Consider the following 25,128-nt stretch of genomic DNA (forward strand, 5'->3'; position numbering starts at 1 on the left):
TATTTGATAGATTGGTTAAAATCTTCTACTTAAGTTAAATCCAAAATATATATCACCTTCACTCCAATCACCAGAAGCTTGTCCCATAAAACCATTAATATTCATAGCTTGAGCATTGGAAAAATGCATTTGGAATACGTGTCCGCCAGTTTCTAAATCAAATCCAATGGATAATGGATTTTTAAAAGGAGAATTATTAGCTCTATTGAGGTGCCAGCCATAGTCGGCATTGATAGACCAGCGCTTTCCTAATTTATGTCTTCCTCCAATACCTAAAGCAAATTGTGATTTATCTTGTTGAGATACGGTTACATAGTTATCATGAAAAAAAGTTGGTGCTATTTCAACGGAAAAATTGGTGTTTATTTTTCTTGCTACTAAAAGTTGAAACGCATAACCTAAACGGTCGTTGAACTCTAAACCTGGAATATTATCTTCATCTAGTGCTGTATTAATTTGAATGGAGTTAAAACCTACAATAGTAAAAGGAGAGCCATTTTCTTTCTGTCTCAACAATCTGTATTTAGCTGATATTTCATATATTTTTAAGAACGAACTACGAGACACTCCAACATTAAAAGCATCAGAAATTCCATAAACAAAGTTTAAACGTGTTACTGCATTATCTAAACCAAAAAAGGTATCAATTCCATCCTTAATAGTCCCGAATCTGTGAGAAACAATGAATATGAATTCATTTTTGTTAGCTAGCTTAGTAGATTCAAAATTTACAATTTTTAATCCTTTAAATGCAGCAAAGGCATATTCATTTCCTGTTGAATCGGTATCTATTTCATTCAACAAATCATCTTGAGCAAGAATAGATAACGGGAAAAGTAATAAAATAAACATTAAAATTTTCATAAGCTTATTTGGTTTATTGTTTAATTATTTTTTTGGTTTTTAAAATGCCTTCTGAGGAAATACTAATAAAATATAGCCCATTTGGTAAGCTAGTTACATCCATTTCTTCTTCCAATATACTACTAAAATATACTTGTTTGCCTAATAAATTGAAAATCTTAACCTCGTCTATCAGAACATTTATAGGTAGATTTATATTGATAAATGATTTTGCAGGATTTGGAGATATTGAAAACCCTTTAGTTTGGAAATCGTTAATGCTAAGCGAGTTTTGAACAGTAATAGTTCCAGCCATTGATAATGGATGAAAACTACACTCATATGGATTACTCCCTTCAACGGTAAAAACTTTTGAGTACGTCATACCATTACCAGTAATTGACCCGCTATTAAAATTTTCTGCACTTCCAGCCAAACTTGTAACGGTATGTGCAAAATTATCAGTCCATGTCCAGATTACGGTATCTCCAACATCTATTGTTAAATCTACATTCGTTCCCATACCAATCTGCCAATTAAGGTTATGAGTTGTTTGAGCGCTTATGCTCATTATTCCCAAAAAAAATAATGTAAGTAGTTTTGTTTTCATTGTTTTAGTTTTTTGATTAATCAATTACTGTACATTGGTCTAGTTTGATTTGTTCTAATAAATCGTCATAGCCTATAAAACGTCCTTTAATTTTGATTTGGGAATTGTGCGAGAGGGATTTTTGTAAATTCTCTTGAAACTGACAAAAAATAATATTGTTTAAGGTAAGATTTGTGGGATTTAAATTTGTTATTGAGCCAGTTACTTCAATAGTTTTGTTAAGATATTTAGTTTCTGAATCAATTGGATTTATAGAAAATTCATTAATTAATGTGTTTGATGTAAGTTGAAAACTAGATGTTTCATTTGCTATGTTTCTATGGTTTTGGTACACGTATTTATACAAACAAATAGCTGTAATAATGATTATGATTAAAACTATTAGCCTTTTCATAGCGTTGTTTAAAAAATTTTTAAAACTGCTTCGGTATTTAATACCGAAGCAGTTGCTAGCTAACCAAACATCTCCTACTTTGTAGGATAAAATAATCCGATCATGTAACTTTTCTTTTTCATAAAAGTATTTCTACTAGCTTAGTTTTCATTGTATTATAAGAGATTAGTCTTAGTTACAATTATTTTTATATCTCAGCCTATCATTACCACCTACTCTTAAATCTATTTTAGAATCAGAGTATTGTGATATTTCATGTAATACCCATCCGTTATTGCAATAAGGTAAATTAGGAATGTCAATAGTTACTGTTATATTATTACCCGTTCCATTGGCTGCCCAAGTGCCATAATCAGTGCCACCAGAATAATAAGCGCTTACCGTTCCGTCATTTTGAAAGTTGAATGTGTAGCCATCATATACATCATCATAATCATTTCCATAGCGCTCTAATTTATCAACTGTCCAGCCAGAGCAATTCGTTAGTATATTAATAAGTTCGTCTGAAGTACAATCGTTACAATCATCGTCGTTATAATCATAGTCGTCGTCTTCATCACAAGAGTCTCCATAATAATTAATTGCATTTTCTAATTCAATTAACGTATTAATTACTATTTCTGAGTCATCAAAGAGGGTTACTGTTAAAGGGAAATCAATTGTAACAACATCGTTATTTTGCAAACTCTTCAAGAAACTGTATAATGCTTTATCAGAATCTAAAATTACAGTATCAACAACTTCATTGTTAGAGTTATATATAAAAGTAGTAATGGGGTAATTAAAATCTAAACATTCAATGTCTTCATCATGCTCGTTTTCACCGTTGCAATTATTTGAATGTGTAATTAGTTCGCTAAAATCGTTAATGTTAACTTCCGTATAATCAGCTAAGACTATTTGTATAGGGTATATGATTTTGATGATATCAACATCATCATCGGAGTCATCAAAAATGTGTTCAATTACCTTGTAATCTTCTTTTGAATTAATTGTAATTTCTTCGCCATTAACATTTACAAATACTGGTAGTTTTATGTAGAAACAATTCGCTTTATCAATAATATTATCTACGGAGCCATCATTTGTCGATGTTTTTTTCATTAAACTTGCTACGGCGGAGTTTGATGCTAAAAGCTCTTCAGGAGGTGTTTCTATAATTTCGGTTTCTTCAGTTCTGCACGAAAATAAAGTCAGCAGAACCAATAAAGTTAAAATCGCTATTTTATTGATGGATGATTTCATAATTAAAAATACTCCATTCGGAGCGTTTAATAATTAAACAACTTAAACTTTAAAACTCCTGAAAATTTTTAATAATTTTTTTATATAACTTTAATGCATAAAATATTACATCTTGAGTAAAGACCTTAATGACCATATTTGCGAAGACAAAGTCTTTGAAAGTATCTATAATAAGTATTTACAAGACTTAATAAATTTTTTGTATTACAAATTTGGTTCGCAAATTAATCCAAACGATATAGCCCAAGACGCTTTTATTAAGCTTTGGGATAATTGTAAAAGTGTTACTTTAAGCAAAGCCAAATCTTACGTGTTTACTGTTGCAAATAACATGATGTTAAATGAAATTAAGCATCAAAAAGTGGTTTTAAAATATCATCAACAAAAACCAAAAGATTACACTATTGAATCTCCAGAGTTTATCTTAGAAGAAGAGCAATTTTTAAAGCGTTACCAAAAAATATTGGAATCCCTCAGCGAGGAACAACGAGTGGCTTTTTTATTAAATAAAGTTGAAGGAAAAAAGCATAGTGAAATTGCTGAACTCTTAGGAATCACCCAAAAAGTAGTTGAATATAGAATATATAGTGCGTTTAATATTTTAAAGAAAGAACTGGAAGGATTTAAAATAAAATAATCAGGAGTTTTAAAGTTTAGATTGTTATATATTAAAGTTAAGGATACATGGATAAGGAAAACTTAATAAGAAAATGGCTTAATGGCGAGCTTACAAATGATGAAAAGACAGCATTTGATAAGTTGGATGATGCTCAATTAAACCGATATATAATTGATAAAGCTCAGCACTTTAAACCGACTCATTTGTATAAGACCAATGATTTTAATGCGTTTAAAACAGCATATATAGCTTCAAAAAAATCAATAAAAACTGTAAATTGGTATAAACCTTTATTAAAAATAGCAAGTGTAATTATCATTGCTTTAGGGGTTTATTTCTCATTTTTTTTCAATAACAATAATTTTGTAGAAACTTTAGCGAGCCAAAAAACAACCGTAGAGCTTCCTGATAATTCAAAAGTTGAATTAAATGCCTTATCTTCGATTAAATATAGTACCAGAGATTGGGATAATAAAAGAGCGGTAGAATTGAAAGGCGAAGCTTATTTTAAAGTAGCAAAGGGACAAACCTTCAATGTTATAACTAGTGATGGTGTTGTAACTGTGGTTGGTACTCAATTTAACGTAAAACAACGCAGTGATTATTTTGAGGTTAAATGTTTTGAAGGTGTTGTTAAAGTTTTTTCAGACACAATTATAAGTCAATTATTGGCGGGTGATACATTTCAAATATTGGAAGGAAAGTTTACAACAGGCAAAACTTTATCAGAATCACCTAAATGGATACATAATATGAGTGACTTTTATGCTATTCCTTTTAAGGAGGTTTTATCGGAGATAGAAAGACAATATAATGTTGAGGTTACTTTTAAAAATATAGATGTCAATAGGTTATTTACAGGAGTGTTTACTCATGAAAGTCTTGAAAATGCCCTTATTGCAATTACACAGCCAATGAATATGACCTATGAATTGAGTTCTTCAAACTTGGTAATTATTCATGGAAAAAACAATTAATAGAACAAATACTTTATACTGTCTATTACTTTTTATTTTTTTTAATGGTTATTCACAAAGCACCATTAAAAAAGAGTCACTTTCTCATATTTTAAGTACTATACAAGCGCATTACAACGTTCAGTTCAATTACGCTGAAGATACCATAGAAAACATTTTTTTATTTCCACCTAATAAGGATTTATCATTAGAGGAAGTCTTGGTTTACCTCGATTTAGAAACTGGATTATCATTCTTAAAGATGAGTGAAAGTATTGTTTTAGTAAAACCAAAGGAAAACCTCTTTTTTTGTGGTTATTTAAAAGATAGAGATAATTTAAAGTTGCTTGAAGCAGCAACAATTCAAACGAACAACACTTCTACAATTACAGATCATAATGGTTTTTTTCAAATAGAAATAAAAAACCTAAATGAATTAGTTACAATTCGGTTTTTAGGATACAAAACAATTACAAAGTCGTTTAAGGAATTTTCAAAATTAACCTGTGAGGATGTTTTTTTAACGCCAAACTTTCAACCACTATCTGAGGTTGTAATTACTAATTATATAGCAAGCGGAATAAACAAAATAAGTAATGGATCTTATGAAATAAATTTTTCAGATTTTGAAATTCTTCCAGGTTTGATTGACAACGACGTTTTACAATCTGTTCAGGCATTTCCAGGTATTTTAAGTGTTAATGAAACGGTTTCAAATATTAATATTCGTGGTGGCACGCATGATCAAAATCTAATTCTTTGGGATGGGATAAAAATGTATCAATCTGGTCATTTTTTTGGATTAATATCAATGTATAATCCACAAATAACACAACATGTGTCTTTAAGGAAAAATGGAAGTGATGTCAGCTTATCTGATGGTGTTTCCGGAACTATTTTGATGGAAACTGAAAAAGAAATTAATAATCATTTTAAAGGTGCCTTGGCACTTAATTTAACAGATGCTAGTGGATTTGCAGATATTCCAGTAAATGAATTTTCCTCGCTTCAAATTGCAGCTCGTAAATCGATTAGCGATTTTGTTGAAACACCAACTTACACAGCTTTTTTTGATAGAATTTCTCAAAACACAGAGGTTGCTTCGAATGTGTCTGCTATTACAAATACAAATGAGACTTTTGATTTTTATGACACGTCGTTGCGATGGATTTATAAAATTAGTGATAAAGATGATATACAACTTAACTTTATTAATGTTCATAACCAACTTATGTTTACCGAAAATGCTACGGTAGATAACGTTGATGAATCCCGAGAAAGCAAACTTACTCAAAACAGTATTGCTGGTGCTTTGCATTATAATAGGCTTTGGAATGATGATTTTAAAACTGAATTTGAGGTTTATGAAACAGACTACGAGTTAAAAGCATTAAACGCCAACATACTAGATTCGCAACGTTTTTTGCAAGAAAACAAAGTGTCTGAAACAAGTGTAAAACTAAAAGCACATTATAAAATAAATAACTATTTTGAACTTTTAAATGGTTATCATTTTGTTGAAACCAAAGTAACGAACCTTGATGATGTTGATGTTCCATTATTTAGGATACTTGTTTCTGAAGTTTTAAGAACTCATGGTGTTTTTTCTCAACTTGGATATAAGTCTGAAAGTAAAAAAACAGCCTTAAATATTGGGTTGAGATATAACTATATTGGCAAGTTTAAAAAATCGATTTTCGAACCAAGGGTTACATTTAATCATCAATTCTTAAAGTATTTTTCGTTCGAAATCCTTGGTGAATATAAACATCAAAACACTTCGCAAGTAATTAATTTTCAGAATGACTTTTTGGGCATTGAAAAACGTAGATGGCAATTAGCAAATAACGAGAGCATACCGATTATTACTAGCAAACAAATATCTACAGGTGTTAACTATAATCATCGAGGTTGGTTATTCGATATCGATTTTTATTTTAAAGAGGTAAATGGTATTACAAGTCAAAGCCAAGGATTTCAAAATCAATATGAATTTATTAAAACCCAAGGGAGCTACGATGTAAAGGGATTAGATTTATTATTAAGAAAAAAAATGAATCGTTTCAATACTTGGTTAAGCTATTCTTTGATGGATAACCGCTATAGTTTTGAAGATTTAGAAACAAATTACTTTCCAAGCAATTACAATATTGCACATTCAATAAATATAGGAACAACCTTTAAAACTAATAATTTGAAGCTTTCGGCAGGACTAAATTGGCATACTGGAAAACCAACAACGGTACCAGTTTTTAATAACGAAATTGTAAACAACACGATAAATTATGGACCCACTAATGCTTCAAATTTAAAGGATTACATGCGCTTGGACGTTTCAGCTATTTATAATTTTAAACTTACCAATAAGGTTAGAGCGCATTTAGGGGCTTCAATTTGGAATGTTTTAGACAAACAAAATGAGGTTAATAATTTTTTCCGAATAAACGAGCAAGAGGTTTTAGAAACCAAACAATACTCTTTAGGTATTACTCCTAATGCCGTTTTTAGAGTATACTTTTAAAGTTCTAATTTTAAATTCTGATTTTTAAGAGCATCTAAATGGTCTTCCATTTTAAATTCAGAAGATTTAAATTTTGAGGACCTATTTTTTGCTTGCTCTTGTCTAGCTATACTTCTGGCAAACCGTCTTACAGTTTGTTCAGAATTTAATATAATACCTGGAACAGGTACATTTTTTCCGTTTTCGTCCTTTGCTACCATTGTAAAATACGAAGAATTACAATGTTTTTTCTTGCCTGTTTGAATATTTTCTGCTTCCACACGAACACCAACAACCATAGAGGTTCGACCTGTGTAATTAACAGATGCCTTTAGGGTTACCAATTCGCCAACGTCAATAGGGTTTAAAAAATCTACTTTATTAACTGATGCAGTTACGCAATAATGTCTGGAGTGTTTTGAAGCACAAGCAAATGCTACTTGGTCCATTAAATTTAAAATATAGCCACCATGAATTTTACCGCTAAAATTCGAGTGAGATGGTAACATTAGCTCTGTAATAGTAATTTGAGAATCTTTAATATGTTTAAACATAAATAATTAATTTTAATCGTCTTCTTCAGCGCGTTTTATTATGGACTCAGGAAGTGCTTTTTTCGCTTTTGCACCCATTTTTTTTAGTTTTTCAACACTTGTAATGAGGTTGCCTCTTCCTTCAACCAATTTATTCATAGCAGCTGAATAATCTGTTTTAGCCGCATCAATTTTTTTGCCAACACCAGTTAAATCACTTACTAAACCTTCAAATTTGTCATATAAAGCACCCGCTTGTCTTGCAATTTCAATAGCATTTTGTTGTTGCTTTTCGTTATTCCACATGCTGTCAATGGTACGTAGTGTAGCTAAAAGGGTAGAAGGTGTTACAATAACAATATTTTTTTCGAACGCTTTGTTATAAATAGAATTGTCTTCGTTTACAACCACAGCAAATGCTGGTTCGATAGGAATAAACATCAATACAAAGTCTGGCGACTCTATATCGTATAAATCTTGATAGTTTTTGTCTGAAAGTTGGTCTACATGCTTTCTAATTGAATTTACATGTGCTTTTAAAAAGCGGTCTTTATCTTCATCATCAGCATTAACCAGACGTTCATAATCGGTTAAGGATACTTTGCTGTCGATAATCATTTTCTTTCCATCGGGAAGGTGAAGAACAACATCTGGTAATACGCGCGAACCATTTTCTAGTGTAAAACTTTGTTGCACAAAATACTCTCTGTCTTTTTCTAACCCAGATTTTTCCAGAACACGCTCCAAAACTAATTCACCCCAGTTCCCTTGCATTTTGCTATCACCCTTTAAAGCCCTGGTTAGGTTTGTGGCTTCTTTGGTCATTTGTTGGTTAAGGTCTTTTAAACCCAACAGTTGCTCTTTTAAAGCGGAATGCATACTAATGCTTTCCTTTTGGGTTAAATCTACTTTTTCTTCAAATGTTTTTATTTTTTCTTGAAGCGGATTTAATATGTTTTTTATGTTTTCTTTATTTTGTTCTGTGAATTTATTAGATTTTTCCTCAAGTATCTTGTTGGCTAATAATTCAAAGTCTTTACGTAATTGTTCCTGTCTTTCTTCTAGTTCCTTATCGCGTTTTAAATATTGTTCTTGAAGATTATCGTATTCGGTATTTTTTCTTGCCAATTCGGAATTTAATAATTCTTTTTCGCTACGTATATGTTCGCGTTCACTTTCTATTTTATTTAAATTTTGTTTTAATTCATCAATAGTTAAACGCATTTGATTTTGGCGTTCTTCAAGGGTGCTTTGTTCACTTTTACCTTTAAGCTTTGTAATAAGTATCCCTAAATAGGCTCCAATTACAGCTGAAATAATTATGGCAAGTATAAGAATTAGGTTATCATTCATTAAAAAAAGAATTTAGTCAAAGATAAATTTTTTAGATGAAGGATTTAGTGTTATTATGGTAGTAATTTGTAAAAATATTTTATAAAATAGAAGTGTTTATTTCAATGTCAGCGTATTTCCAAGCACTATCAAATTCGTTCTTTATTTTGTTTGCCTCATCTAATTTACCTTGAGCTTCAAGACTTTTATATAAGCCAAATAGGGACCATCCGTTTTGTCTGAGCAATGCTAAATCTTCACGATAAATTTTTTCAGCTTCGGCATGTTTTTTAGCTTTCATTAATACATAGCCTAAATTTTGCCTAGGAGGAATATACCATGCAGAGGGCTCATTATAAATGAGATTATCTTCCATTTCAACAGCTTTTTTTAAATGCACAATAGCAGAGTCATAATCATTTATAGCTATAGCAATTTCCCCTGAAACCACCTCGAAGGCCAATTTAGCTATTGTTGTACCATTATCAAATCCTGTAGCTACAATTGTTTCTAAATCGGGGTCTTTAATCATTTCGCCAATAGCATCAAGTTCTTCTTTTGCTTCTTTGATATTGTTTTTTCTGGTAAACGCAACTCCTCTAGCATAATGCCAAATAAGTTTCAGGTGTTTTATATCATCATTAGGTTTAGGAAAAGTTAAAATGTCATTCCACTTTCCAAAGCGAGTATACGCCAAAAGTGGTGTAGCAGCAAAATTTTGTAAAAAATGAAGTTCTTCCATTTCGCCAACGGGTACTTTCTCAGCAGTTTTTTTGGCTGCATCTATAGCTGTTTCGCTATCTCCTAATAAACTGGCAGCAGACCATAAAAAATGAATGTTATGAGGGTAATACCCTAGCGGATACATGCCTTGTGCATAACATTGCGAAATATAATCTTCATCAGCTAATATGGCTTTTTGATTAGCGATTACAGCATCTTTATATCGGCCAACTCTAATGTAAATGTGCGATGGCATATGCACAATATGTCCAGCAGCAGGCATTAATGAGCCAAGTTTTTCTGCACTAGGAACACCTAAATCTGGTTGCGGTAATTCTATCATATGAATATAATAATGATGTGCTCCTGGGTTGTTTGGGTTTAATTCGATAGCTTTTTCAAGAGCAGTCTTTGCTTCGAGGATGTTTGGAGAAGGATTACCCTGCTTGTCCCAATAATTCCAGGGCACCGTATTCATAACAGAAGCAGCATATAAAGTTAGAATGTCTGAGTCTTCTGCATATTTGGTTACAACGTCTTCCATAGCTTCCATGTAGGACATATTGAGTTCTGCCACGTCTTTGGATAAATCAGTGGAATAACGATGTGTTAATGCTTTGATTAATGCTTGTTCTTTAGCTGTTACTTTTAAAGCTAACCGATTTGCTTTTGCTATAGCTTCATTATATTTATTTTTACGATCCTCATCGGGTAGAGGATCATTAATATTTGGACCTAAAGTATAAGCTTGACCCCAAAAGGCCATAGCGCAGTTTGGATCTAACCGTGCGGCTTCCATAAAGGACCGATGAGCTTCAGCATGATTAAACCCATAAGTAAGTCTTATACCTTGATTAATGAACTTTTGTGCTAATGTGCTATTTGTACTCACAGTAAAAGTGTGTGTTCCTAGGTTTTCAAATAATGGAGAGATTTGTTTTGTTGTGTCAACATCTGTTAATAGAAAGTTTGCTGGTGTGCAGCTTATTGAATTTACTCCGATTTTGTTGGAATAATCAAAAGTATCTACATCTTTTATTTTAACCGAAATTGAAATTACAATAACGATTAAAGTAACCAAAAAGGCGAATTTAGTTTTCATAATTGTTTAATGTTAAAAACAAATATAGATTACCGAATATGGTTGAAAATGAGGTGGTTAATAGCTGTAGTAAATGTAATTAAAAATTAACTAAAAATAAAGTTAAGCAGTTAAAATATAAATTGTTGTAGTTTTTAGACATTAAAAAAAACGCCTTATGGCGTTTTTTTTAAATTTTACTAAAGTTAAAATCTATGCGATTTTTAAATATTTTTTTGATACAAAATCAAATGTAAAATACATGACACCTGCATAAAAGAAATCACCAATTAAAGAATTTCTAAAAAATGGAATAGCCAAAGTATAGCATTCTATTAAACCATCAATGGTTTTAGGATAGGCTAAAAACCAAACCCCTAAGTTAGTGATTATAAAAAAGCTTATGCTTGATAATAATATAGTAGTGATGCTAACTTTTTTCGATTTTAAGCCAATGAAACCTACTAGAATAAAAGCCAAATACACAAAAATTGAAATCGTGTAAAGCCCTAAAAATAAATCAGAAATAAACATCGCCAACAAGGGTACTAAAAAAGCAAATCTTTTATCAGTAAAGTAAACTCCAGAAAAGAGAGCCATTGCTGTTATCGGTGTAAAATTCGGCATATGAGGAAATAGACGAATTATAGCCGCAACCAAAATAAATAAAATTATAACTATTTGTTTTTTATTAAATAAAGAGCTCATCATTAATTTTTTATACTTCAAAAGTAATATTAATTGTAATAAGATTAAAATTTAAGAATAGATTTTTACTTTTGCACTGAAATTTGGTTTTATCTACTTCACGTGGATGAATTAAAAGGGAATCTGGTGTAAATCCAGAACTGTTCCCGCAACTGTAAGTTTATGCTGAATTTATTTCAGTACCTCATGAGAGAGGATGTTATTAACTGCAATACCACTGGCACTGTGCTGGGAAGGTTTAATAACATAAAATGAGTCAGGAGACCTGCCATTTTCAAAACAAATAAGTTAAACTTTCGGGATAAAAGTTTGCGTATGATAATCCATGCGATTCTCGATTAATTATTAATTAAAATGAACAAAAAAACAAAAGTTTTTGGTGTCCTATGTTTAGGATTATCAACGGTTGGTTTTGCTCAAAAGCAAGCAGATTCAACTAAAGTAGAGCAACTGGATGAAGTTGTTATTACCGATTCGCGTTTTGAATTAAAGCGCGAAAACTCCGGTAAGACGGTTATTAAGATTTCAAATAAAGAAATTGAAAATAGCCAAGGCAGAACTATTTCAGAATTGATAAATACCAAAAGCGGTATTGAAATTAATGGGAATCGGAGTGCTGAAGGCAACAATTTAGGGTATTATGTAAGGGGTGGAAATAACAGACAAGTTTTAATTTTAATTGATGGCATTCAAGTTAACGATGCATCAGGAGTTGCGAACGATTTTGATTTACGCTTAATAGATTTAAACACTATTGAATCTATTGAAATTATTAAGGGAGCAGCAAGTACGTTGTATGGAAACGCAGCAGCAACAGCAGTAATTAATATTACTACTAAAAAATCATCTAAAGACGAAATTTCAGCAAGTTTTTTAACTGTTGTGGGTACAAACCAAACTCAAGATGATTTAAATTATAACGGCTCCAGTTTTACAAATAATGTGTCTGTAAGCGGAACGTCAAATAAATTCAATTATTTGGCAAGTTTTGGAAACCGTTTTGTGGACGGGTTATCGGCAGCAAAATCTGAAAACCCAGAGAAAGATGCTTTTTCAAGATATAATACTAACATAAAGTTGGGTTATCAAATTAACAAGACTGTTGAAATTACCACTTTTGCTAGTTACGACAAGTTTAAAACAGATATTGATGGATTTCCTGCGCCTGCTTACACTTTTGCAGATACTAACGACAAGTACACTTCAGAACAAACACGATTTGGAATTGCTCCAAAGTTTAATTATCAAAATGGAGTTTTTCAAGTAAATACAGCTTTTACCAAAATAAACAGAGAAACCATTTCGGACTTTAGTACTATACATGAAGCCGAAAGTATCGTAATTGATGCGTTTAACAAATACACGTTTAACAACAAATTTTATACTATTGTTGGGGTTAATTATGGTGATTACAAAAGTTTATTTGCTCAAGAAGAATCATTTACAAATACCGACCCTTATTTAAATGTAGTGTACGTATCAGATTTTGGCTTAAACTTGAATGCGGGAACACGTTTGAACAACCATAGCGAGTATGGTTCGCATTTGGTTTATAGTTTAAATCCGTCATATAATATAAAAGTGAAAGATGGATATGCAAAGGCTTTCGGTTCGTATGCCACATCATTTATAGCACCAAATTTGTCACAATTGTTTGGTTTTTTTGGTCCAAATCCTGACTTAAAACCTGAAGAAAACACAACTATTGAAGGCGGTTTAGAGTTTAATACTAAAGACGGATTTCGATTAAGTGGCGTATTTTTTAATAGAAAAGAAGAGCATACTATTATTTATAGCACCATGTATGAAAACGCATTGGATGAGGCTTCAGTTCAAGGTTTTGAATTAGAAGCTGAATTTAACGTTGGAAAAGATTTGGCAATAAATTCAAATTATACATTTACTGAATTGAAGGATGGTGTAAGGTTGAGAGTACCAAAGCATAAAGTAAATACGAGTATTGGATATAGTTTTTCTGAGAATACATTTGCATCTTTTAACTATCAATTTGTTGGAAGTAGAACGGATTTAGACTTATCCACTTTTCAAAATGTTGAGCTAGAGTCTTTTTCATTATTTGATTTATACTTTAGCCAGAAATTGATAAAAAATAAAGTGAAGTTATTTACGAGTATAACTAATGTTTTTAACGAGGATTATTTTGAAATATTGGGCTACACTACTAAAGGAAGGAATGTAAACATAGGGCTTAATATAAGTTTATAGGAATAAAAAAGCTCCTCGTTTTAAAGCGAGGAGCTTTTTTATTTTAGTCGATAATTAATCCTCCTTCATGAGGATTAAACTCGTTACTATCTTTTAATATTTTAAGTGACCTTTCAGCTTTAAATTTTATAATTTCAAACTTACCAGTTGAGCTTTCAATATCTGCAAGTGCTAATGCGAGCATAGGCTCATTTAAATCACCTAAAACACCATAGTTTCCCGGTCTTTCTTCGTATTCAAAACCAAAAGAAGGCACTAAACCAGTACTAGGTACAGATTCATCATTTTTATTGACACCATTAGCAACCAAAGGTTGCATAGCATATGTATGACTTGGATTTGCACCTTGTTTTTCAAAATTTGGTGAATCATAGAGTGTTCTGGATGCTTGTGTTTTTCCAGTTGTATTGGTTCCTATTTGTATAACTTCAATATAAGGGATTAATCCATTTATTAGACCTTCGCTGGCTGAAGCACTTCTGCCTGTTGTGAGTACATATAATTTGCTCAGATTTAAACTATTAATGGCATTGCCGTTTTGCAACTGAGTTTCAAACAAATAATCTGTATTCTCAGATTGAAAATTTTCGTTGAAAATAAGTTTTTCAAAAACTTCTCCTGAAAATTGACCAGTAATCATGCTTGCTAAATAGGTAGTCGTTGTTACTGAACCACCTGGGTTATATCTTAAGTCTAACACCAAATGCTGTACATTATTAGATTTGAAATCGCCAAAAACCGTATTTAAGGCATTTTCAGAACCAGCTGTAAAGCCGTTGTACATTAAATAACCAACATTTTCGCCACCAACATTAAAAATTTGCGTTTGATAAATAGGGTTTTCAGTATATACTGTTTTGGTTAAGCTAATAGTTTCTCCAGTTGGTACAATAGAGTCATCATTGGTTTCAGGTGTGCCATTGTCATCAAAAACACCAATGTTTATAGTGTATGATTCTTGGTTTAATAGCTGAGAAAAGTTGTTTTCGTTGAGAATAGTTCCATCAATACCATAAAAAATATCTCCGCGCTCAACACCATTTGAATCTGCACTGGAATTAGGAAGTACCAACCTAACAACCCCTATAACTTCTGTGGTACTATTAGGTGCATAGAACAATGTAAATTCCATGCCATTTACAGTAGAAGTTCCCTGAAACTGTTGTTCTAAAGCAATATAATCATCAACAATCCAACTAAATCTATCTACGGTTTGTCGTTCATGTATTAAACTTTCAAACAAATCAAACGGGTTTGAATAGCTATTTAAATAATCAGCATATTCAGCATTACTTGAAAATCTATCATCTGCAAGATTAGGAATTTCAGCCTTATATAAATAGAATACATTCATCCCTTTCCAAATAAAATCATTTATTTCGCTGGCGGTAATAAGGTTGTCGTCATTATCTTGAAAACAGCTAATAGTTGAGAACGACACTATCAGTATTAGAAATAGGGCTTTTAAATTTTTCATGGCAATTCTTTTATTATAAGTAGTCTATAAAACCCTAAATTTACTTACATTATTGTGGAATAAAAAATATTTGTAACAAATTTGATTCTTATTCGTCGTAATATCAAATAGCCTAAATAAAGCTTTTTTTGACTAAACCAAACCAAAAATGACTCAAGCGGAGTTTTTAAATATTGTAATGCCTTTTAAAGATAAAGTATTTCGTCTTGCAAAACGATTACTGGTATCTACTGAAGAGGCTGAGGATGCTACGCAGGAAGTTCTTTTAAAATTATGGAATAATAAAAAGAAGATACAAGAGTATAAAAATGTAGAGGCTTTTTCTATGACAATGACAAAGAATTTTTGTTTTGATAAGTTAAAATCTAAACAAGCACAAAATTTAAAAATTGTACATAGCAATTATGAAGACAATAACACATCGTTACAAAAGCAAATTGAAATAAGCGATAGCGTAAGTTGGGTAGCAAAAATTATTGAAGATTTGCCCGAACAACAAAAATTGATTATTCAATTACGAGATATAGAAGAATATGACCTTGATGAGATTGCTAAAATGTTAGATATGAATAATACAGCAGTAAGAGTAAATTTATCAAGAGCCAGAAAAACAATAAGAGAAAAATTAACTAATACACATAGTTATGGTATTAAATAGCATAGAAAAATTACTAGAAAAGTACGAAAACGGTGAAACATCCCTTAAAGAAGAACAAGTGTTGAAAAACTATTTTTCCAGCGACACAGTTGCGCCACATTTAGAAATGTATAAACCTATGTTTGACTATTTTTTGGTAAGCCAACAAGAGCAATTTACTAAAGACGTTCCATTAAAAACTAAGACAATTTTTAATTATAAATGGATTTCTGTCGCAGCAGTAGCGGTTCTTATGCTAGGGTTTTATTTCAGTAACTCATTCGGTAATGAATTAGGTACTTATGATGACCCAGAATTAGCTTTCAACGAGTTTTCAAAATCTATGGAAATGATTTCACAAAGCTTCAATAAAGGCGCTTCAACCGTAGGATATTTAGATGAAGTAAATAAGGGAACTTCAACACTTGGGTATCTTAACGAAATTGAAAACTCAACGAGTATAATTTTTAAAAAATAATCAGTTAAAAACACAATGAAGAATTTAAATAACTTAAAAACAAGAACAATGAAAAATAAATTAATAGTATTCGTAATGGCCATTATGTTATTACCATTAACTGGAATGGCTCAAGGTGATATTTTTGATAAATATAGCGACAACGCCGATGTTACCTATGTAAACATTAAGCCTAAAATGTTTCAAATGATTGCAAAAATCGGGGTTAGTACTGATGATCCTGAAGCACAGGCGTACATGGATATGGTAAAAAGTATTACCAGTTTTAAAACGATTGTAACAGATAATAAAACTATATCAACAGATATTGCAAAGTGGGTAAAATCTCGTTCTAGTTCTTTAGAAGAATTAATGGAAGTTAAAGATGATGGTACTACTGTTAAATTTTATGTGAAAGAAGGTAAAGACGCAGACCACGTAAAAGAGCTTTTAATTTTTGTAAATGGCATTGATAAAGTGATGAAAGAAAGTGTTGAGATTAATGGTCAACAAAGACGTATTGAAACCGTTGTATTATCGATGACTGGTAACATTGATTTAAACGAAATATCTAAGCTTACTCAAAAAATGAACATCCCTGGCGGTAAGCATTTAGAGAAGAAAAACTAATAAGAAAACATCAATCATGCTACGAACAATCAAATATACTTTATGCACACTATTTGCCACAGTTATTTTAACTAGCTGTGGTGATGGTGTAAGTCTGCAACGTTATTATGTAGATAACCAAGAAGCTAAAAACTTTATAACTCAAGATTTACCTATTTCAATGATTAAGATTGATAAATCTAACTTTTCAGAAGAACAACATGAAGCTTACGAGTCTGTTAATAAGTTAAATTTTCTAGGTTATAAGTCTAATGAAACAGACATAGCAACTTATAATGCTGAAATTTCAAAAGTAAAAGCCATTTTAAGTGATAGCAAGTATAACGACTTAATGGAATTTAGCGATAAAGGAAATAAAGTTATAGTAAAGTATGTTGGTGATGAAGACGAAGCAGATGAAGTAGTTATTTTTGGTAGCGCAAAAGATATGGGTTTTGGTATTGTTAGAATTTTAGGAAATGATATGAATCCAGAAAAAATGGTTACTTTAATAAGTGCTTTACAAAATGCTAATGTTGAAGAATCACAAGTTCAAGATATTATGAATTTCTTTAAGTAATTTATAGTAATGTTAATAAAAAAAAGCTTCCTTAATGGAAGCTTTTTTTGTTTGTATTATTACCGTCTTTTATATCTTCTTTAGATTTAGAATTTGTGTAAAATAGGTTAATGATGATTGCAAAAAACAATAGAGTAAGAATGGTTAAAACAACAAAATTATCCAGAATATCAAGTATTCCAAAGATGAAAATGCCTCCACCCATTAAACCAGAAAGTATTAAAGATTGTTGGTTGTTTAACATAGCTAGAATTAAATTCCTGTATAATTACTAGGTGTAATACGTTTTAACTCTTCTTTTATTGTGTTACATACCTCTAAAGTATCAATAAAATTTGAAATTGATTTTTGATTTATTTTTTCGTTGGTTCTTGTTAGTCCTTTTAAAGCTTCATAAGGATTAGGATACCCTTCTCGACGCAGTATGGTTTGAATAGCTTCAGCAACCACAGCCCAATTATTTTCTAAATCTTCAGCAAACTTACTTTCATTCAACAACAATTTATCCAATCCTTTTAGTGTAGATTTAAAACCAATTAATGTATGCCCAAAAGGAACGCCTACATTACGTAAAACTGTGCTATCTGTTAAATCCCGTTGTAACCTTGATATAGGAAGTTTTGCTGCCAAATGTTCAAAAATGGCATTAGCAATACCTAAATTGCCTTCACTATTTTCAAAATCAATAGGATTTACTTTATGTGGCATTGCTGAACTTCCAACTTCTCCAGTTTTAATTTTTTGCTTGAAATAATCCATAGATACATAAGTCCAAATATCTCGGTTTAAATCTATGATGATCGTATTAATTCGTTTTAAAGTATCAAACAAAGCAGCCATGTGATCATAATGTTCAATTTGAGTCGTAGGAAACGAGTGCTGTAAGCCTAATTTTTCTTGCACAAAACTGCTTCCAAAGGCTTTCCAATCTATATTAGGATATGCCACATGATGCGCATTAAAATTACCAGTAGCACCACCAAATTTAGCTGCGCTGGGTATGTCATTTAATAAGTTAAATTGCTCTTCTAAACGAACTACAAAAACTTCAATCTCTTTACCAAGACGAGTAGGAGAAGCGGGCTGACCATGGGTTCTAGCTAGCATTGATATAGCTGCCCAATCTTTCGATAAATCTTTTAATTTATTTAATACAATTTGATATTCAGGTACATAAATATTATTCATGGCTTCCTTAATGCTTAAAGGAATTGCTGTATTATTTATGTCTTGCGAGGTTAACCCAAAGTGAATAAATTCTTTGTATTGAGATAATCCTAATGCGTCAAATTTTTCTTTTATAAAATATTCAACCGCTTTTACATCATGGTTAGTAACACTTTCAATCTTTTTAATACTTAATGCATCTTCCGTAGAAAAGTCATTATATATTTTTCTTAAATCATTAAAAATAGCATTGTCTACGGATTTAAGTTGAGGTAAGGGTATTTCGCAAAGCGCAATAAAGTATTCTACTTCAACTAAAACTCGATATTTTATTAAAGCTTCTTCAGAAAAATAAGGAGCTAATTCGCTTACTTTACTTCTATATCTTCCATCAATAGGAGAAATGGCATTTAATGCAGACAATGACATATTACTGTGGTTTTTTGAAGTTGCAAAGATAGCAAAGAAAGTTAGAAGAGCGAAGTTAGGAGAGCGAAGTTATGCTTGTTTTTTACTTTTCTTAATTTTTTGCAATGTTCGTTTTGCTCTAGCCTTAAAACCAGCACTTTCTTTTTGAAAATCTTGCTCGAGTATTAAAACAAGTTCTTGATGAATCCAATTACTATCTTTTCCAAATAGAAAAAGGGTTTCCATAGAGTAGGCTTTAGGCGCAACTTTCTGACCGCTAATCATCCAGTCAAAGCAAGCTTCAATAATACGTTCTTTATGAACAGAGGTTAGTGTCTTTTTTAAGGGGTTTGGTAGTTTAGAATCGTATTCTTTAGCAATTAATTCACAAACCTTTGCCACAGGACGAACAGCCGAATCTAAATGTATTTTTTTTAAGTTAATTGTAAATTGATCTAAGTGAGGTACAATGGCATAAATATATTCTGAGCAAACAAACTCAAAAACCCACGCGGCTTTACACGACACTTTGTCGTCAACCATAAATAAAATGTCTAAGAGTTTTGGAAACAAACTCATATCCCTTAAAACTAATTTAGCATTTTTTAATCTATTTTCCCTTGATGCATTTACATAGCTTAAATCTTTATAGAATTCTTCTGTGGTCATGTAATTTTAACTATTTTTAAAGTTCTAAAATACACATTATGAAAATCATTAAAAAGATATTGTTACTCTTATTAATTGCGTTTGTGATAGCTCAATTTTTTGGACCAGAAAAAAATCAAGGAGATTTAGCTTCTATTAATGCTTTTTTAGAAGAAACTAATCCACCAGAAGACGTAAAACTTATTTTAAAAGAAACCTGTTATGACTGTCATAGTGATTTTACCAGATATCCTTGGTATAATAACATTACACCAGTTAATTTTTGGTTAGCTGATCATATAAAACACGGAAAAAAACACTTTAATGTTTCTAATTGGGAAGGCAATTCGGTAAAGCGTAAAGACCATAAATTTGAAGAACTTATCGAAATGGTTGAGAATAAAGATATGCCTTTAAAATCGTATACATGGACTCATTCTGATGCTAAACTTACCGATGAGCAAATTAAATCAGTTGTGGATTGGGCAAAACAAGTGCGCACGAAGTATGCTTTAATGCCAAAACCTGAGTAGGACTCTAAATCCTAGTTTTATTATTTTTTTGGTGTTTAGTATTTGAATATTGAATTTTATAATTTTTAATGCAAAAAAAGCTATTAATAATTGGTTTTGTATGGCCAGAACCAAAAAGTTCTGCAGCTGGTAGTAGAATGCTGCAGCTAATTGAGATATTTCTTTCTCAAAACTATACGATAACTTTTGCGAGTCCAAGTGCTAAAAGTGATAATTCTTTTCATTTGGAAAGTATTGGGGTTTTAGAAAAATCGATTGAATTAAACAACTCTAGCTTTGATGATTTTATAAAAAGCTTGAACCCTAATATAGTGTTGTTTGATCGCTTTATGATGGAAGAACAGTTTGGTTGGCGAATTGTAGAACATTGTCCTGATGCCATACGAATACTTGATACTGAAGACTTACATGGTTTGAGAAAAGGAAGGCAATTAGCTTTTAAGGCTAATAAGACTTTTGATAAAACTTATTTATTTAATGATACTTCAAAACGTGAAATAGCTAGTATTTACAGATGCGATTTAAGTTTAATCATTTCTGAAGCTGAAATAGACATTTTGGTCAATGATTTTAAAGTTGATGCTTCGTTGTTATTCTATTTACCGTTTATGCTTGATGAAGTAAGTGATGACGAGGTTAGAAGGCTTCCAAAATTTGAAGAAAGAAACCATTTTATAACTATTGGTAATTTTTTACACGAACCCAATTATGATGCTGTTTTGTATTTAAAAGAAACCATTTGGCCCTTAATTAGAAAGAAATTACCAAAGACAGAATTGCATGTTTATGGAGCCTATGTATCACAAAAAGCCAATCAATTGCATAATGAAAAGGAAGGCTTTTTAATAAAAGGGTTTGCTGAGGATGTTAATGAGGTTATGAAAAAAGCTAAAATATGTTTAGCGCCCATTCGCTTTGGTGCTGGTTTAAAAGGCAAGTTGATTGACGCTATGATAAATGGAACACCTTGTATTACAACAACGATAGGTGCTGAAGGTATGTTTGGTGATTATGAACCTAATGGATTTATAGAGGACATTCCAGAAACATTTGTTTCTAGAGCGATTGAATTATATAATAATAAGATACTTTGGGGCGAAAAACAGCAAAACGGATGTAAAATAATAAATACGTGGTTTAATAAAATCCCATTTCAACAAAAATTTGTTGCAAAAATAGATGAAACGACTAAAGAACTCCACAAAAAACGACTCAACAACTTTACGGGCCAAATGCTACTACACCATACATTACAAAGCACGAAATATATGAGCAAGTGGATTGAGGAAAAGAATAAAAATTAGAATAACTAAATTAAAAAAGTAAGTAAGTGCAATCAAATGCTTTTGGTTTACCAAATTGGTTTACCAATTATTTTTGCCTATATTTGTATATATGTGTTATGAATGAAAAAGTTACTGATCATAATTACAATTTGTCTTGTGCAATTAGGCTATACTCAACGTGAAGCTAATATATGGCATTTTGGAGATGGTGTTGGTTTAGATTTTAATTCATGTGAACCAGAAGTAATATTTAGTGAAATGAGCTCGTCTGAAGGTTGTACTTCCATTTCAGATAGTTTCGGAGAATTACAGTTCTACACAGAAGGATCTACAATTTGGAATAGAAATCATGAAGTAATGACCAACGGTACTAATCTTCTTGGGTTTCGATCTGCAACGCAAGCCTCAATGATTGTTAAGCGTCCAGGTAATTTTAACGAGTATTATGTGTTTACTGTAGATACCCAAGATTATTCTAACGGATTAATGTACTCGAAAGTTGATATGAATAGTGATGGAGGTTTAGGAGCAGTTGTATTAAAAAATATACCTTTAGTAACTCCTATAGCAGAAAAAATTCACGCAACTCGACATGCTAATGGGGTTGATGTTTGGGTAAGTGTTCACGGTTTTGGAAATAATAATTTCTATTCTTTTTTAGTAACTTCTGCAGGTGTAAACTCAACTCCAGTTGTTAGTAGTGTTGGGCCAATAATTTCTGGAGATGAATTAGCAACGATTGGTGCTATGAAATTTTCACCTAATGGTAAAAAATTGGCTATATGTAATTATGAAAACGGTGTTGACTTATTCGATTTCAATGATAGTAACGGACTTTTTAGTAACTCTATAAATGTAACACCTAGATTATATAGTTATGGTGTTGAATTTTCAAAATCTAATAATATTTTATATGTTACAACATCATATCAAGACATCGATAATAAACTTTTACAATACGATTTAAGGGCTTCAAAAATAGAAGATTCGGAAATATTGCTTTTAGATTTAGCAGATAAGGGTTCTATAGGATCATTGCAATTAGGTCCTGATCATAAATTGTATGTATCTATTAACAACAGAAACTTTTTAAGTGTCATAAATAATCCAGATAAGTTAGGGTTATCGTGTAATTTTATTGAAGATAGTATTGATTTAGGAGAGGCAACTGCAAAACGCGGATTACCATTATTTCTTTCTCCTTTTTTTCACAATAGAATTGTTGTTGACTCCGCTTGTTATGGAAGTGCTACTTTTTTCAGTCTTGATGAAAATTTAGATAACATTGTTTGGGATTTTGGCGACCCAGCTTCTGGAATAAATAATATATCTACTGAGTCTGAGCCCACACATATTTTTAGTGCTCCGGGAGTATATAACATAACAACAAGTATTCCATCAGGTTGTGGTAGTACTCCATTTTTAACAGAACAAATTGAAATTTTTAGTGTTGAGGAAGTTTTAACTTCAGCTCAACTTATACAATGTGATGATGATTCAGATGGATTTAGTAATTTTAATTTGAATGAGGCAAATAGCAAATTATCTCCAAATTATACCGATGAAATATTTACTTATTATAACACAGAAGACGATGCATTAAAAGAAGTTAATTCTATACTGAATACTGACACTTACGAAAATATTAATGCATATTCTGACAGTATTTGGGTACGAGTTGAAAATAGTATTGGATGTTTTGAAGTTATTGAACTTGATTTAATAGTGTCAAATAATACTTTGTTTGAAACATTTCAACCCATAGAAATTAATCTCTGTGATGATAATAAAAATGATGGTATTACTATGTTTGATTTTAGTAGTGCTCAAAGTAGTATTGAAGCTCTGTTTCCAGGTTTAGAGCTTGAAATCACCTATTATATAAATCTGGAAGACGCTTTAGCTGAAACAAACAACATTATAAATATCAATTCTTATGAAAACATAAATTCCCCGTTTTCCCAAGATATATACGTGAGGGTTGAAGATAAAATAAATAACGATTGTTTAGGAATAAGCAATTGCATTCTTTTAACGGTTAGCGAGCTGCCAGAATTTGAATTAGTTTCTGAAGCTGAAATTTGTCTTAATGAAAATTCTGATATTGTTTTGCAAGCATTTAATGCCAACGATGTATATTTTTATGAATGGACAAATTCTAATGGGGATATTATAAGTACAAGTATTGAAGCAATCATTAATGAACCAGATTTGTATGCATTAACGGCAACATCAAATAATGGATGTAAATCTTTACCAAAACAAGTGCTTGTTTCCGTGTTAAAAAAGGTTGTAATTACTTTGGAGATGATTACTATAAACGATGGTTTGAAAAATAATACCATAATTATAGATGAAACACAACTTGGTACAGGTGATTATGAATATGCTTTGGATGACAAATTTGGTTTCTATCAAGAAGAACCTTTTTTCCAAAACGTAACTTCTGGAAACCATATACTTTATGTTAGAGAAAAAAATATTTGTGAACCAAGTTATTTAGAGTTTTCAATTATTGGATATCCTAAATATTTTACACCAAATAATGATGGATATAATGATACTTGGAATATTAAGGGATTAACTGCAGACTATAATCTTGATTCAAAGATTTATATTTATGATCGTTATGGTAAATTACTAAAACAAATTAGTCCTTGGGACAATGGATGGGATGGTCTTTTTAATGGTGAAGCTTTAAAACCTTCTGATTATTGGTTTGTAGCAAACCTAATTAACAAATCAGGGTCTACTAGAAAATTAACCGGACATTTTAGTTTATTGAGATAGCCTTATTTTTAAAGAGTTGTAATTAAAAGTCCAAAAATTTGTATTATTTAATAATGTAAAGTATATTTGTCATAATAGAAAATAAATTTTCCATTATATAAAAAATATTTGTCATGAATTTAAAAAGTATTCAAGAGTGCGAGCGTACCAAGTTAGAGAAGTTTTTAAGTAAATTTCAATTGCCACATATTTATAAAAAAATTGGAATTGGTACGGTAGTATTGAGTTTTATTTTGCTAACTGTAATTAAGTTTACAGACAACGAACCTTCTTGGATGCGACTTTCATTAAAACATTTAATGATTGTTGGATTGTTAGTTATATCTATTTCCCGAGAAAAAATTGAAGATGAGTTGATAGAGAGTTTACGCTCTAAATCATATGCGTTGGCATTTATTATTGGGGTTATTTATACCATGTTACAGCCGGCTGTAAATTATGTTGCGGATTTAATTATAGACTCACAAGAAGAGATAGGGAACATTTATTACTTTGAGGTTCTATTATTTATGCTTTTAATTCAAGTTATGTTTTTTGAAGTTTTAAAACGCAACCGATAATGGAAAACCGCATCAAAATAGAACGTGCTATTTTAGATATTACTCAGGAAGAACTGGCACAAAAAATAGGAGTTTCACGACAAACCATAAATTCCATTGAGGCTAATAGATATGTGCCATCAACAGTTTTGGCATTAAAATTATCCGAACTATTTAATAAACCGGTAAATGATTTTTTTAAATTAACCGAAGATGATTGAGTTAGC

At 31.1% G+C, this 25,128-nt stretch carries 25 protein-coding genes and 1 riboswitch; of the genes, 13 read left to right on the forward strand and 12 right to left on the reverse strand.

Features of this window, described 5'->3' with window-relative positions:
* Positions 1–15: 15 nt before the first annotated feature.
* The 4 genes from L3X39_RS12100 to L3X39_RS12115 form a co-directional block, all read right to left on the reverse strand.
* Complete coding sequence (locus L3X39_RS12100; RefSeq protein WP_237232065.1) at positions 16–864, reverse strand: DUF5777 family beta-barrel protein; 849 nt, start codon at positions 862–864, stop codon at positions 16–18.
* A gap of 13 nt (positions 865–877) precedes the next feature.
* On the reverse strand, positions 878–1,453 hold the full coding sequence (locus L3X39_RS12105) for a T9SS type A sorting domain-containing protein (RefSeq protein WP_237232068.1): 576 nt from the start codon (positions 1,451–1,453) through the stop codon (positions 878–880).
* A gap of 16 nt (positions 1,454–1,469) precedes the next feature.
* A complete protein-coding gene (locus L3X39_RS12110) occupies positions 1,470–1,847 on the reverse strand; it encodes an OB-fold protein (protein WP_237232070.1) in 378 nt (125 codons plus the stop codon).
* Between the two features lie 171 nt (positions 1,848–2,018).
* The gene (locus L3X39_RS12115) at positions 2,019–3,092 is read right to left on the reverse strand and encodes a hypothetical protein (RefSeq protein ID WP_237232071.1); all 1,074 of its coding nucleotides are present in this window, start codon (positions 3,090–3,092) and stop codon (positions 2,019–2,021) included.
* 112 nt (positions 3,093–3,204) lie between these two features.
* On the opposite strand from L3X39_RS12115, the gene L3X39_RS12120 reads away from it, so the two are divergent.
* The 3 genes from L3X39_RS12120 to L3X39_RS12130 are packed head-to-tail and all read left to right on the forward strand — an operon-like array spanning position 3,205 to position 7,188.
* The gene (locus L3X39_RS12120) at positions 3,205–3,729 is read left to right on the forward strand and encodes an RNA polymerase sigma factor (protein ID WP_237232073.1); all 525 of its coding nucleotides are present in this window, start codon (positions 3,205–3,207) and stop codon (positions 3,727–3,729) included.
* A 47-nt stretch (positions 3,730–3,776) separates the two neighbouring features.
* On the forward strand, positions 3,777–4,688 hold the full coding sequence (locus L3X39_RS12125) for a FecR family protein (RefSeq protein ID WP_237232075.1): 912 nt from the start codon (positions 3,777–3,779) through the stop codon (positions 4,686–4,688).
* Positions 4,672–7,188: a TonB-dependent receptor gene (locus tag L3X39_RS12130; RefSeq protein WP_237232077.1), complete on the forward strand. Its 2,517-nt coding sequence runs from the start codon at positions 4,672–4,674 to the stop codon at positions 7,186–7,188. The genes L3X39_RS12125 and L3X39_RS12130 overlap by 17 nt, the downstream gene beginning before the upstream one ends.
* Here the strand turns inward: L3X39_RS12130 and L3X39_RS12135 are convergent.
* From L3X39_RS12135 to L3X39_RS12150, 4 genes are all read right to left on the reverse strand, one after another.
* The gene (locus L3X39_RS12135) at positions 7,185–7,721 is read right to left on the reverse strand and encodes an acyl-CoA thioesterase (RefSeq protein WP_237232078.1); all 537 of its coding nucleotides are present in this window, start codon (positions 7,719–7,721) and stop codon (positions 7,185–7,187) included. The genes L3X39_RS12130 and L3X39_RS12135 overlap by 4 nt on opposite strands.
* 12 nt (positions 7,722–7,733) lie before the next feature.
* Positions 7,734–9,053 (reverse strand): DNA recombination protein RmuC, encoded by a 1,320-nt coding sequence (locus L3X39_RS12140; protein ID WP_237232080.1) that lies wholly within the window; start codon positions 9,051–9,053, stop codon positions 7,734–7,736.
* Between the two features lie 79 nt (positions 9,054–9,132).
* A complete protein-coding gene (locus tag L3X39_RS12145; RefSeq protein ID WP_237232082.1) occupies positions 9,133–10,857 on the reverse strand; it encodes a tetratricopeptide repeat protein in 1,725 nt (574 codons plus the stop codon).
* Between the two features lie 192 nt (positions 10,858–11,049).
* Positions 11,050–11,565 carry a DUF6580 family putative transport protein gene (locus tag L3X39_RS12150; protein WP_237232083.1) on the reverse strand — a complete coding sequence of 172 codons (516 nt, stop codon included), beginning with the start codon at positions 11,563–11,565 and terminating at the stop codon, positions 11,050–11,052.
* Positions 11,566–11,611: 46 nt separating this feature from the next.
* Positions 11,612–11,831, forward strand: a riboswitch (cobalamin riboswitch).
* A 67-nt stretch (positions 11,832–11,898) separates the two neighbouring features.
* Here L3X39_RS12150 and L3X39_RS12155 point away from each other — a divergent pair.
* Positions 11,899–13,770: a TonB-dependent receptor plug domain-containing protein gene (locus L3X39_RS12155; RefSeq protein WP_237232085.1), complete on the forward strand. Its 1,872-nt coding sequence runs from the start codon at positions 11,899–11,901 to the stop codon at positions 13,768–13,770.
* A 43-nt stretch (positions 13,771–13,813) separates the two neighbouring features.
* Here L3X39_RS12155 and L3X39_RS12160 read toward each other — a convergent pair whose 3' ends face one another.
* Positions 13,814–15,247, reverse strand: coding sequence for a GFO_1087 family putative carboxy terminal peptidase (locus L3X39_RS12160; protein ID WP_237232087.1), 1,434 nt, complete (start codon positions 15,245–15,247; stop codon positions 13,814–13,816).
* 148 nt (positions 15,248–15,395) lie between these two features.
* Between L3X39_RS12160 and L3X39_RS12165 the strand changes: the two genes are divergently transcribed.
* The 4 genes from L3X39_RS12165 to L3X39_RS12180 are packed head-to-tail and all read left to right on the forward strand — an operon-like array spanning position 15,396 to position 17,530.
* Positions 15,396–15,905, forward strand: a complete 510-nt coding sequence (locus L3X39_RS12165; protein WP_237232089.1) for a GFO_1088 family ECF-type sigma factor — start codon at positions 15,396–15,398, stop codon at positions 15,903–15,905.
* A complete protein-coding gene (locus L3X39_RS12170) occupies positions 15,892–16,362 on the forward strand; it encodes a PG0215 family putative anti-sigma factor (protein ID WP_237232091.1) in 471 nt (156 codons plus the stop codon). The genes L3X39_RS12165 and L3X39_RS12170 overlap by 14 nt, the downstream gene beginning before the upstream one ends.
* Positions 16,363–16,410: 48 nt before the next feature.
* Complete coding sequence (locus L3X39_RS12175; protein ID WP_237232093.1) at positions 16,411–16,971, forward strand: GFO_1090 family protein; 561 nt, start codon at positions 16,411–16,413, stop codon at positions 16,969–16,971.
* Between the two features lie 16 nt (positions 16,972–16,987).
* Positions 16,988–17,530, forward strand: coding sequence for a GFO_1091 family lipoprotein (locus tag L3X39_RS12180; RefSeq protein WP_237232095.1), 543 nt, complete (start codon positions 16,988–16,990; stop codon positions 17,528–17,530).
* Between the two features lie 31 nt (positions 17,531–17,561).
* Here the strand turns inward: L3X39_RS12180 and L3X39_RS12185 are convergent, their stop codons facing one another.
* The 3 genes from L3X39_RS12185 to L3X39_RS12195 form a co-directional block, all read right to left on the reverse strand.
* Positions 17,562–17,774: a hypothetical protein gene (locus tag L3X39_RS12185; RefSeq protein WP_237232097.1), complete on the reverse strand. Its 213-nt coding sequence runs from the start codon at positions 17,772–17,774 to the stop codon at positions 17,562–17,564.
* A gap of 8 nt (positions 17,775–17,782) precedes the next feature.
* Positions 17,783–19,126 (reverse strand): adenylosuccinate lyase, encoded by a 1,344-nt coding sequence (gene purB / locus L3X39_RS12190; RefSeq protein WP_237232099.1) that lies wholly within the window; start codon positions 19,124–19,126, stop codon positions 17,783–17,785.
* Positions 19,127–19,195: 69 nt separating this feature from the next.
* Positions 19,196–19,774: an adenylosuccinate lyase gene (locus L3X39_RS12195; RefSeq protein WP_237232101.1), complete on the reverse strand. Its 579-nt coding sequence runs from the start codon at positions 19,772–19,774 to the stop codon at positions 19,196–19,198.
* A 38-nt stretch (positions 19,775–19,812) separates the two neighbouring features.
* Between L3X39_RS12195 and L3X39_RS12200 the strand changes: the two genes are divergently transcribed.
* The 5 genes from L3X39_RS12200 (at position 19,813) to L3X39_RS12220 (ending at position 25,122) form a co-directional block, all read left to right on the forward strand.
* Positions 19,813–20,286, forward strand: a complete 474-nt coding sequence (locus L3X39_RS12200) for a heme-binding domain-containing protein (protein ID WP_237232102.1) — start codon at positions 19,813–19,815, stop codon at positions 20,284–20,286.
* A gap of 68 nt (positions 20,287–20,354) precedes the next feature.
* Complete coding sequence (locus tag L3X39_RS12205; RefSeq protein WP_237232104.1) at positions 20,355–21,590, forward strand: glycosyltransferase family 4 protein; 1,236 nt, start codon at positions 20,355–20,357, stop codon at positions 21,588–21,590.
* Positions 21,591–21,692: 102 nt separating this feature from the next.
* On the forward strand, positions 21,693–24,362 hold the full coding sequence (locus L3X39_RS12210; protein ID WP_237232105.1) for an FIDD domain-containing protein: 2,670 nt from the start codon (positions 21,693–21,695) through the stop codon (positions 24,360–24,362).
* 113 nt (positions 24,363–24,475) lie between these two features.
* Positions 24,476–24,922: a hypothetical protein gene (locus tag L3X39_RS12215; protein WP_237232106.1), complete on the forward strand. Its 447-nt coding sequence runs from the start codon at positions 24,476–24,478 to the stop codon at positions 24,920–24,922.
* Positions 24,922–25,122, forward strand: a complete 201-nt coding sequence (locus L3X39_RS12220) for a helix-turn-helix transcriptional regulator (RefSeq protein WP_237232107.1) — start codon at positions 24,922–24,924, stop codon at positions 25,120–25,122. Before L3X39_RS12215 ends, L3X39_RS12220 begins: the two co-directional genes overlap by 1 nt.
* The last annotated feature ends 6 nt before the right edge of the window (positions 25,123–25,128 follow it).

Origin of the sequence: Flaviramulus multivorans (assembly GCF_021728415.1) — a bacterium.
Lineage (GTDB): Bacteria > Bacteroidota > Bacteroidia > Flavobacteriales > Flavobacteriaceae > Sabulilitoribacter > Sabulilitoribacter multivorans.

Excerpts from the sequence above, each read along its gene's own strand:
- L3X39_RS12170 (WP_237232091.1), top strand. The coding sequence starts at position 15,892 with ATGGTATTAAATAGCATAGAAAAATTACTAGAAAAGTACGAAAACGGT.
- L3X39_RS12210 (WP_237232105.1), top strand. The coding sequence starts at position 21,693 with ATGAAAAAGTTACTGATCATAATTACAATTTGTCTTGTGCAATTAGGC.
- L3X39_RS12205 (WP_237232104.1), top strand. The coding sequence starts at position 20,355 with ATGCAAAAAAAGCTATTAATAATTGGTTTTGTATGGCCAGAACCAAAA.
- L3X39_RS12195 (WP_237232101.1), bottom strand. The coding sequence starts at position 19,774 with ATGACCACAGAAGAATTCTATAAAGATTTAAGCTATGTAAATGCATCA.
- L3X39_RS12130 (WP_237232077.1), top strand. The coding sequence starts at position 4,672 with ATGGAAAAAACAATTAATAGAACAAATACTTTATACTGTCTATTACTT.
- L3X39_RS12215 (WP_237232106.1), top strand. The coding sequence starts at position 24,476 with ATGAATTTAAAAAGTATTCAAGAGTGCGAGCGTACCAAGTTAGAGAAG.
- L3X39_RS12135 (WP_237232078.1), bottom strand. The coding sequence starts at position 7,721 with ATGTTTAAACATATTAAAGATTCTCAAATTACTATTACAGAGCTAATG.
- L3X39_RS12175 (WP_237232093.1), top strand. The coding sequence starts at position 16,411 with ATGAAAAATAAATTAATAGTATTCGTAATGGCCATTATGTTATTACCA.
- L3X39_RS12140 (WP_237232080.1), bottom strand. The coding sequence starts at position 9,053 with ATGAATGATAACCTAATTCTTATACTTGCCATAATTATTTCAGCTGTA.
- L3X39_RS12155 (WP_237232085.1), top strand. The coding sequence starts at position 11,899 with ATGAACAAAAAAACAAAAGTTTTTGGTGTCCTATGTTTAGGATTATCA.
- L3X39_RS12160 (WP_237232087.1), bottom strand. The coding sequence starts at position 15,247 with ATGAAAAATTTAAAAGCCCTATTTCTAATACTGATAGTGTCGTTCTCA.
- L3X39_RS12145 (WP_237232082.1), bottom strand. The coding sequence starts at position 10,857 with ATGAAAACTAAATTCGCCTTTTTGGTTACTTTAATCGTTATTGTAATT.
- L3X39_RS12115 (WP_237232071.1), bottom strand. The coding sequence starts at position 3,092 with ATGAAATCATCCATCAATAAAATAGCGATTTTAACTTTATTGGTTCTG.
- purB (WP_237232099.1), bottom strand. The coding sequence starts at position 19,126 with ATGTCATTGTCTGCATTAAATGCCATTTCTCCTATTGATGGAAGATAT.
- L3X39_RS12110 (WP_237232070.1), bottom strand. The coding sequence starts at position 1,847 with ATGAAAAGGCTAATAGTTTTAATCATAATCATTATTACAGCTATTTGT.
- L3X39_RS12185 (WP_237232097.1), bottom strand. The coding sequence starts at position 17,774 with ATGTTAAACAACCAACAATCTTTAATACTTTCTGGTTTAATGGGTGGA.
- L3X39_RS12180 (WP_237232095.1), top strand. The coding sequence starts at position 16,988 with ATGCTACGAACAATCAAATATACTTTATGCACACTATTTGCCACAGTT.
- L3X39_RS12165 (WP_237232089.1), top strand. The coding sequence starts at position 15,396 with ATGACTCAAGCGGAGTTTTTAAATATTGTAATGCCTTTTAAAGATAAA.
- L3X39_RS12100 (WP_237232065.1), bottom strand. The coding sequence starts at position 864 with ATGAAAATTTTAATGTTTATTTTATTACTTTTCCCGTTATCTATTCTT.
- L3X39_RS12220 (WP_237232107.1), top strand. The coding sequence starts at position 24,922 with ATGGAAAACCGCATCAAAATAGAACGTGCTATTTTAGATATTACTCAG.
- L3X39_RS12125 (WP_237232075.1), top strand. The coding sequence starts at position 3,777 with ATGGATAAGGAAAACTTAATAAGAAAATGGCTTAATGGCGAGCTTACA.
- L3X39_RS12105 (WP_237232068.1), bottom strand. The coding sequence starts at position 1,453 with ATGAAAACAAAACTACTTACATTATTTTTTTTGGGAATAATGAGCATA.
- L3X39_RS12200 (WP_237232102.1), top strand. The coding sequence starts at position 19,813 with ATGAAAATCATTAAAAAGATATTGTTACTCTTATTAATTGCGTTTGTG.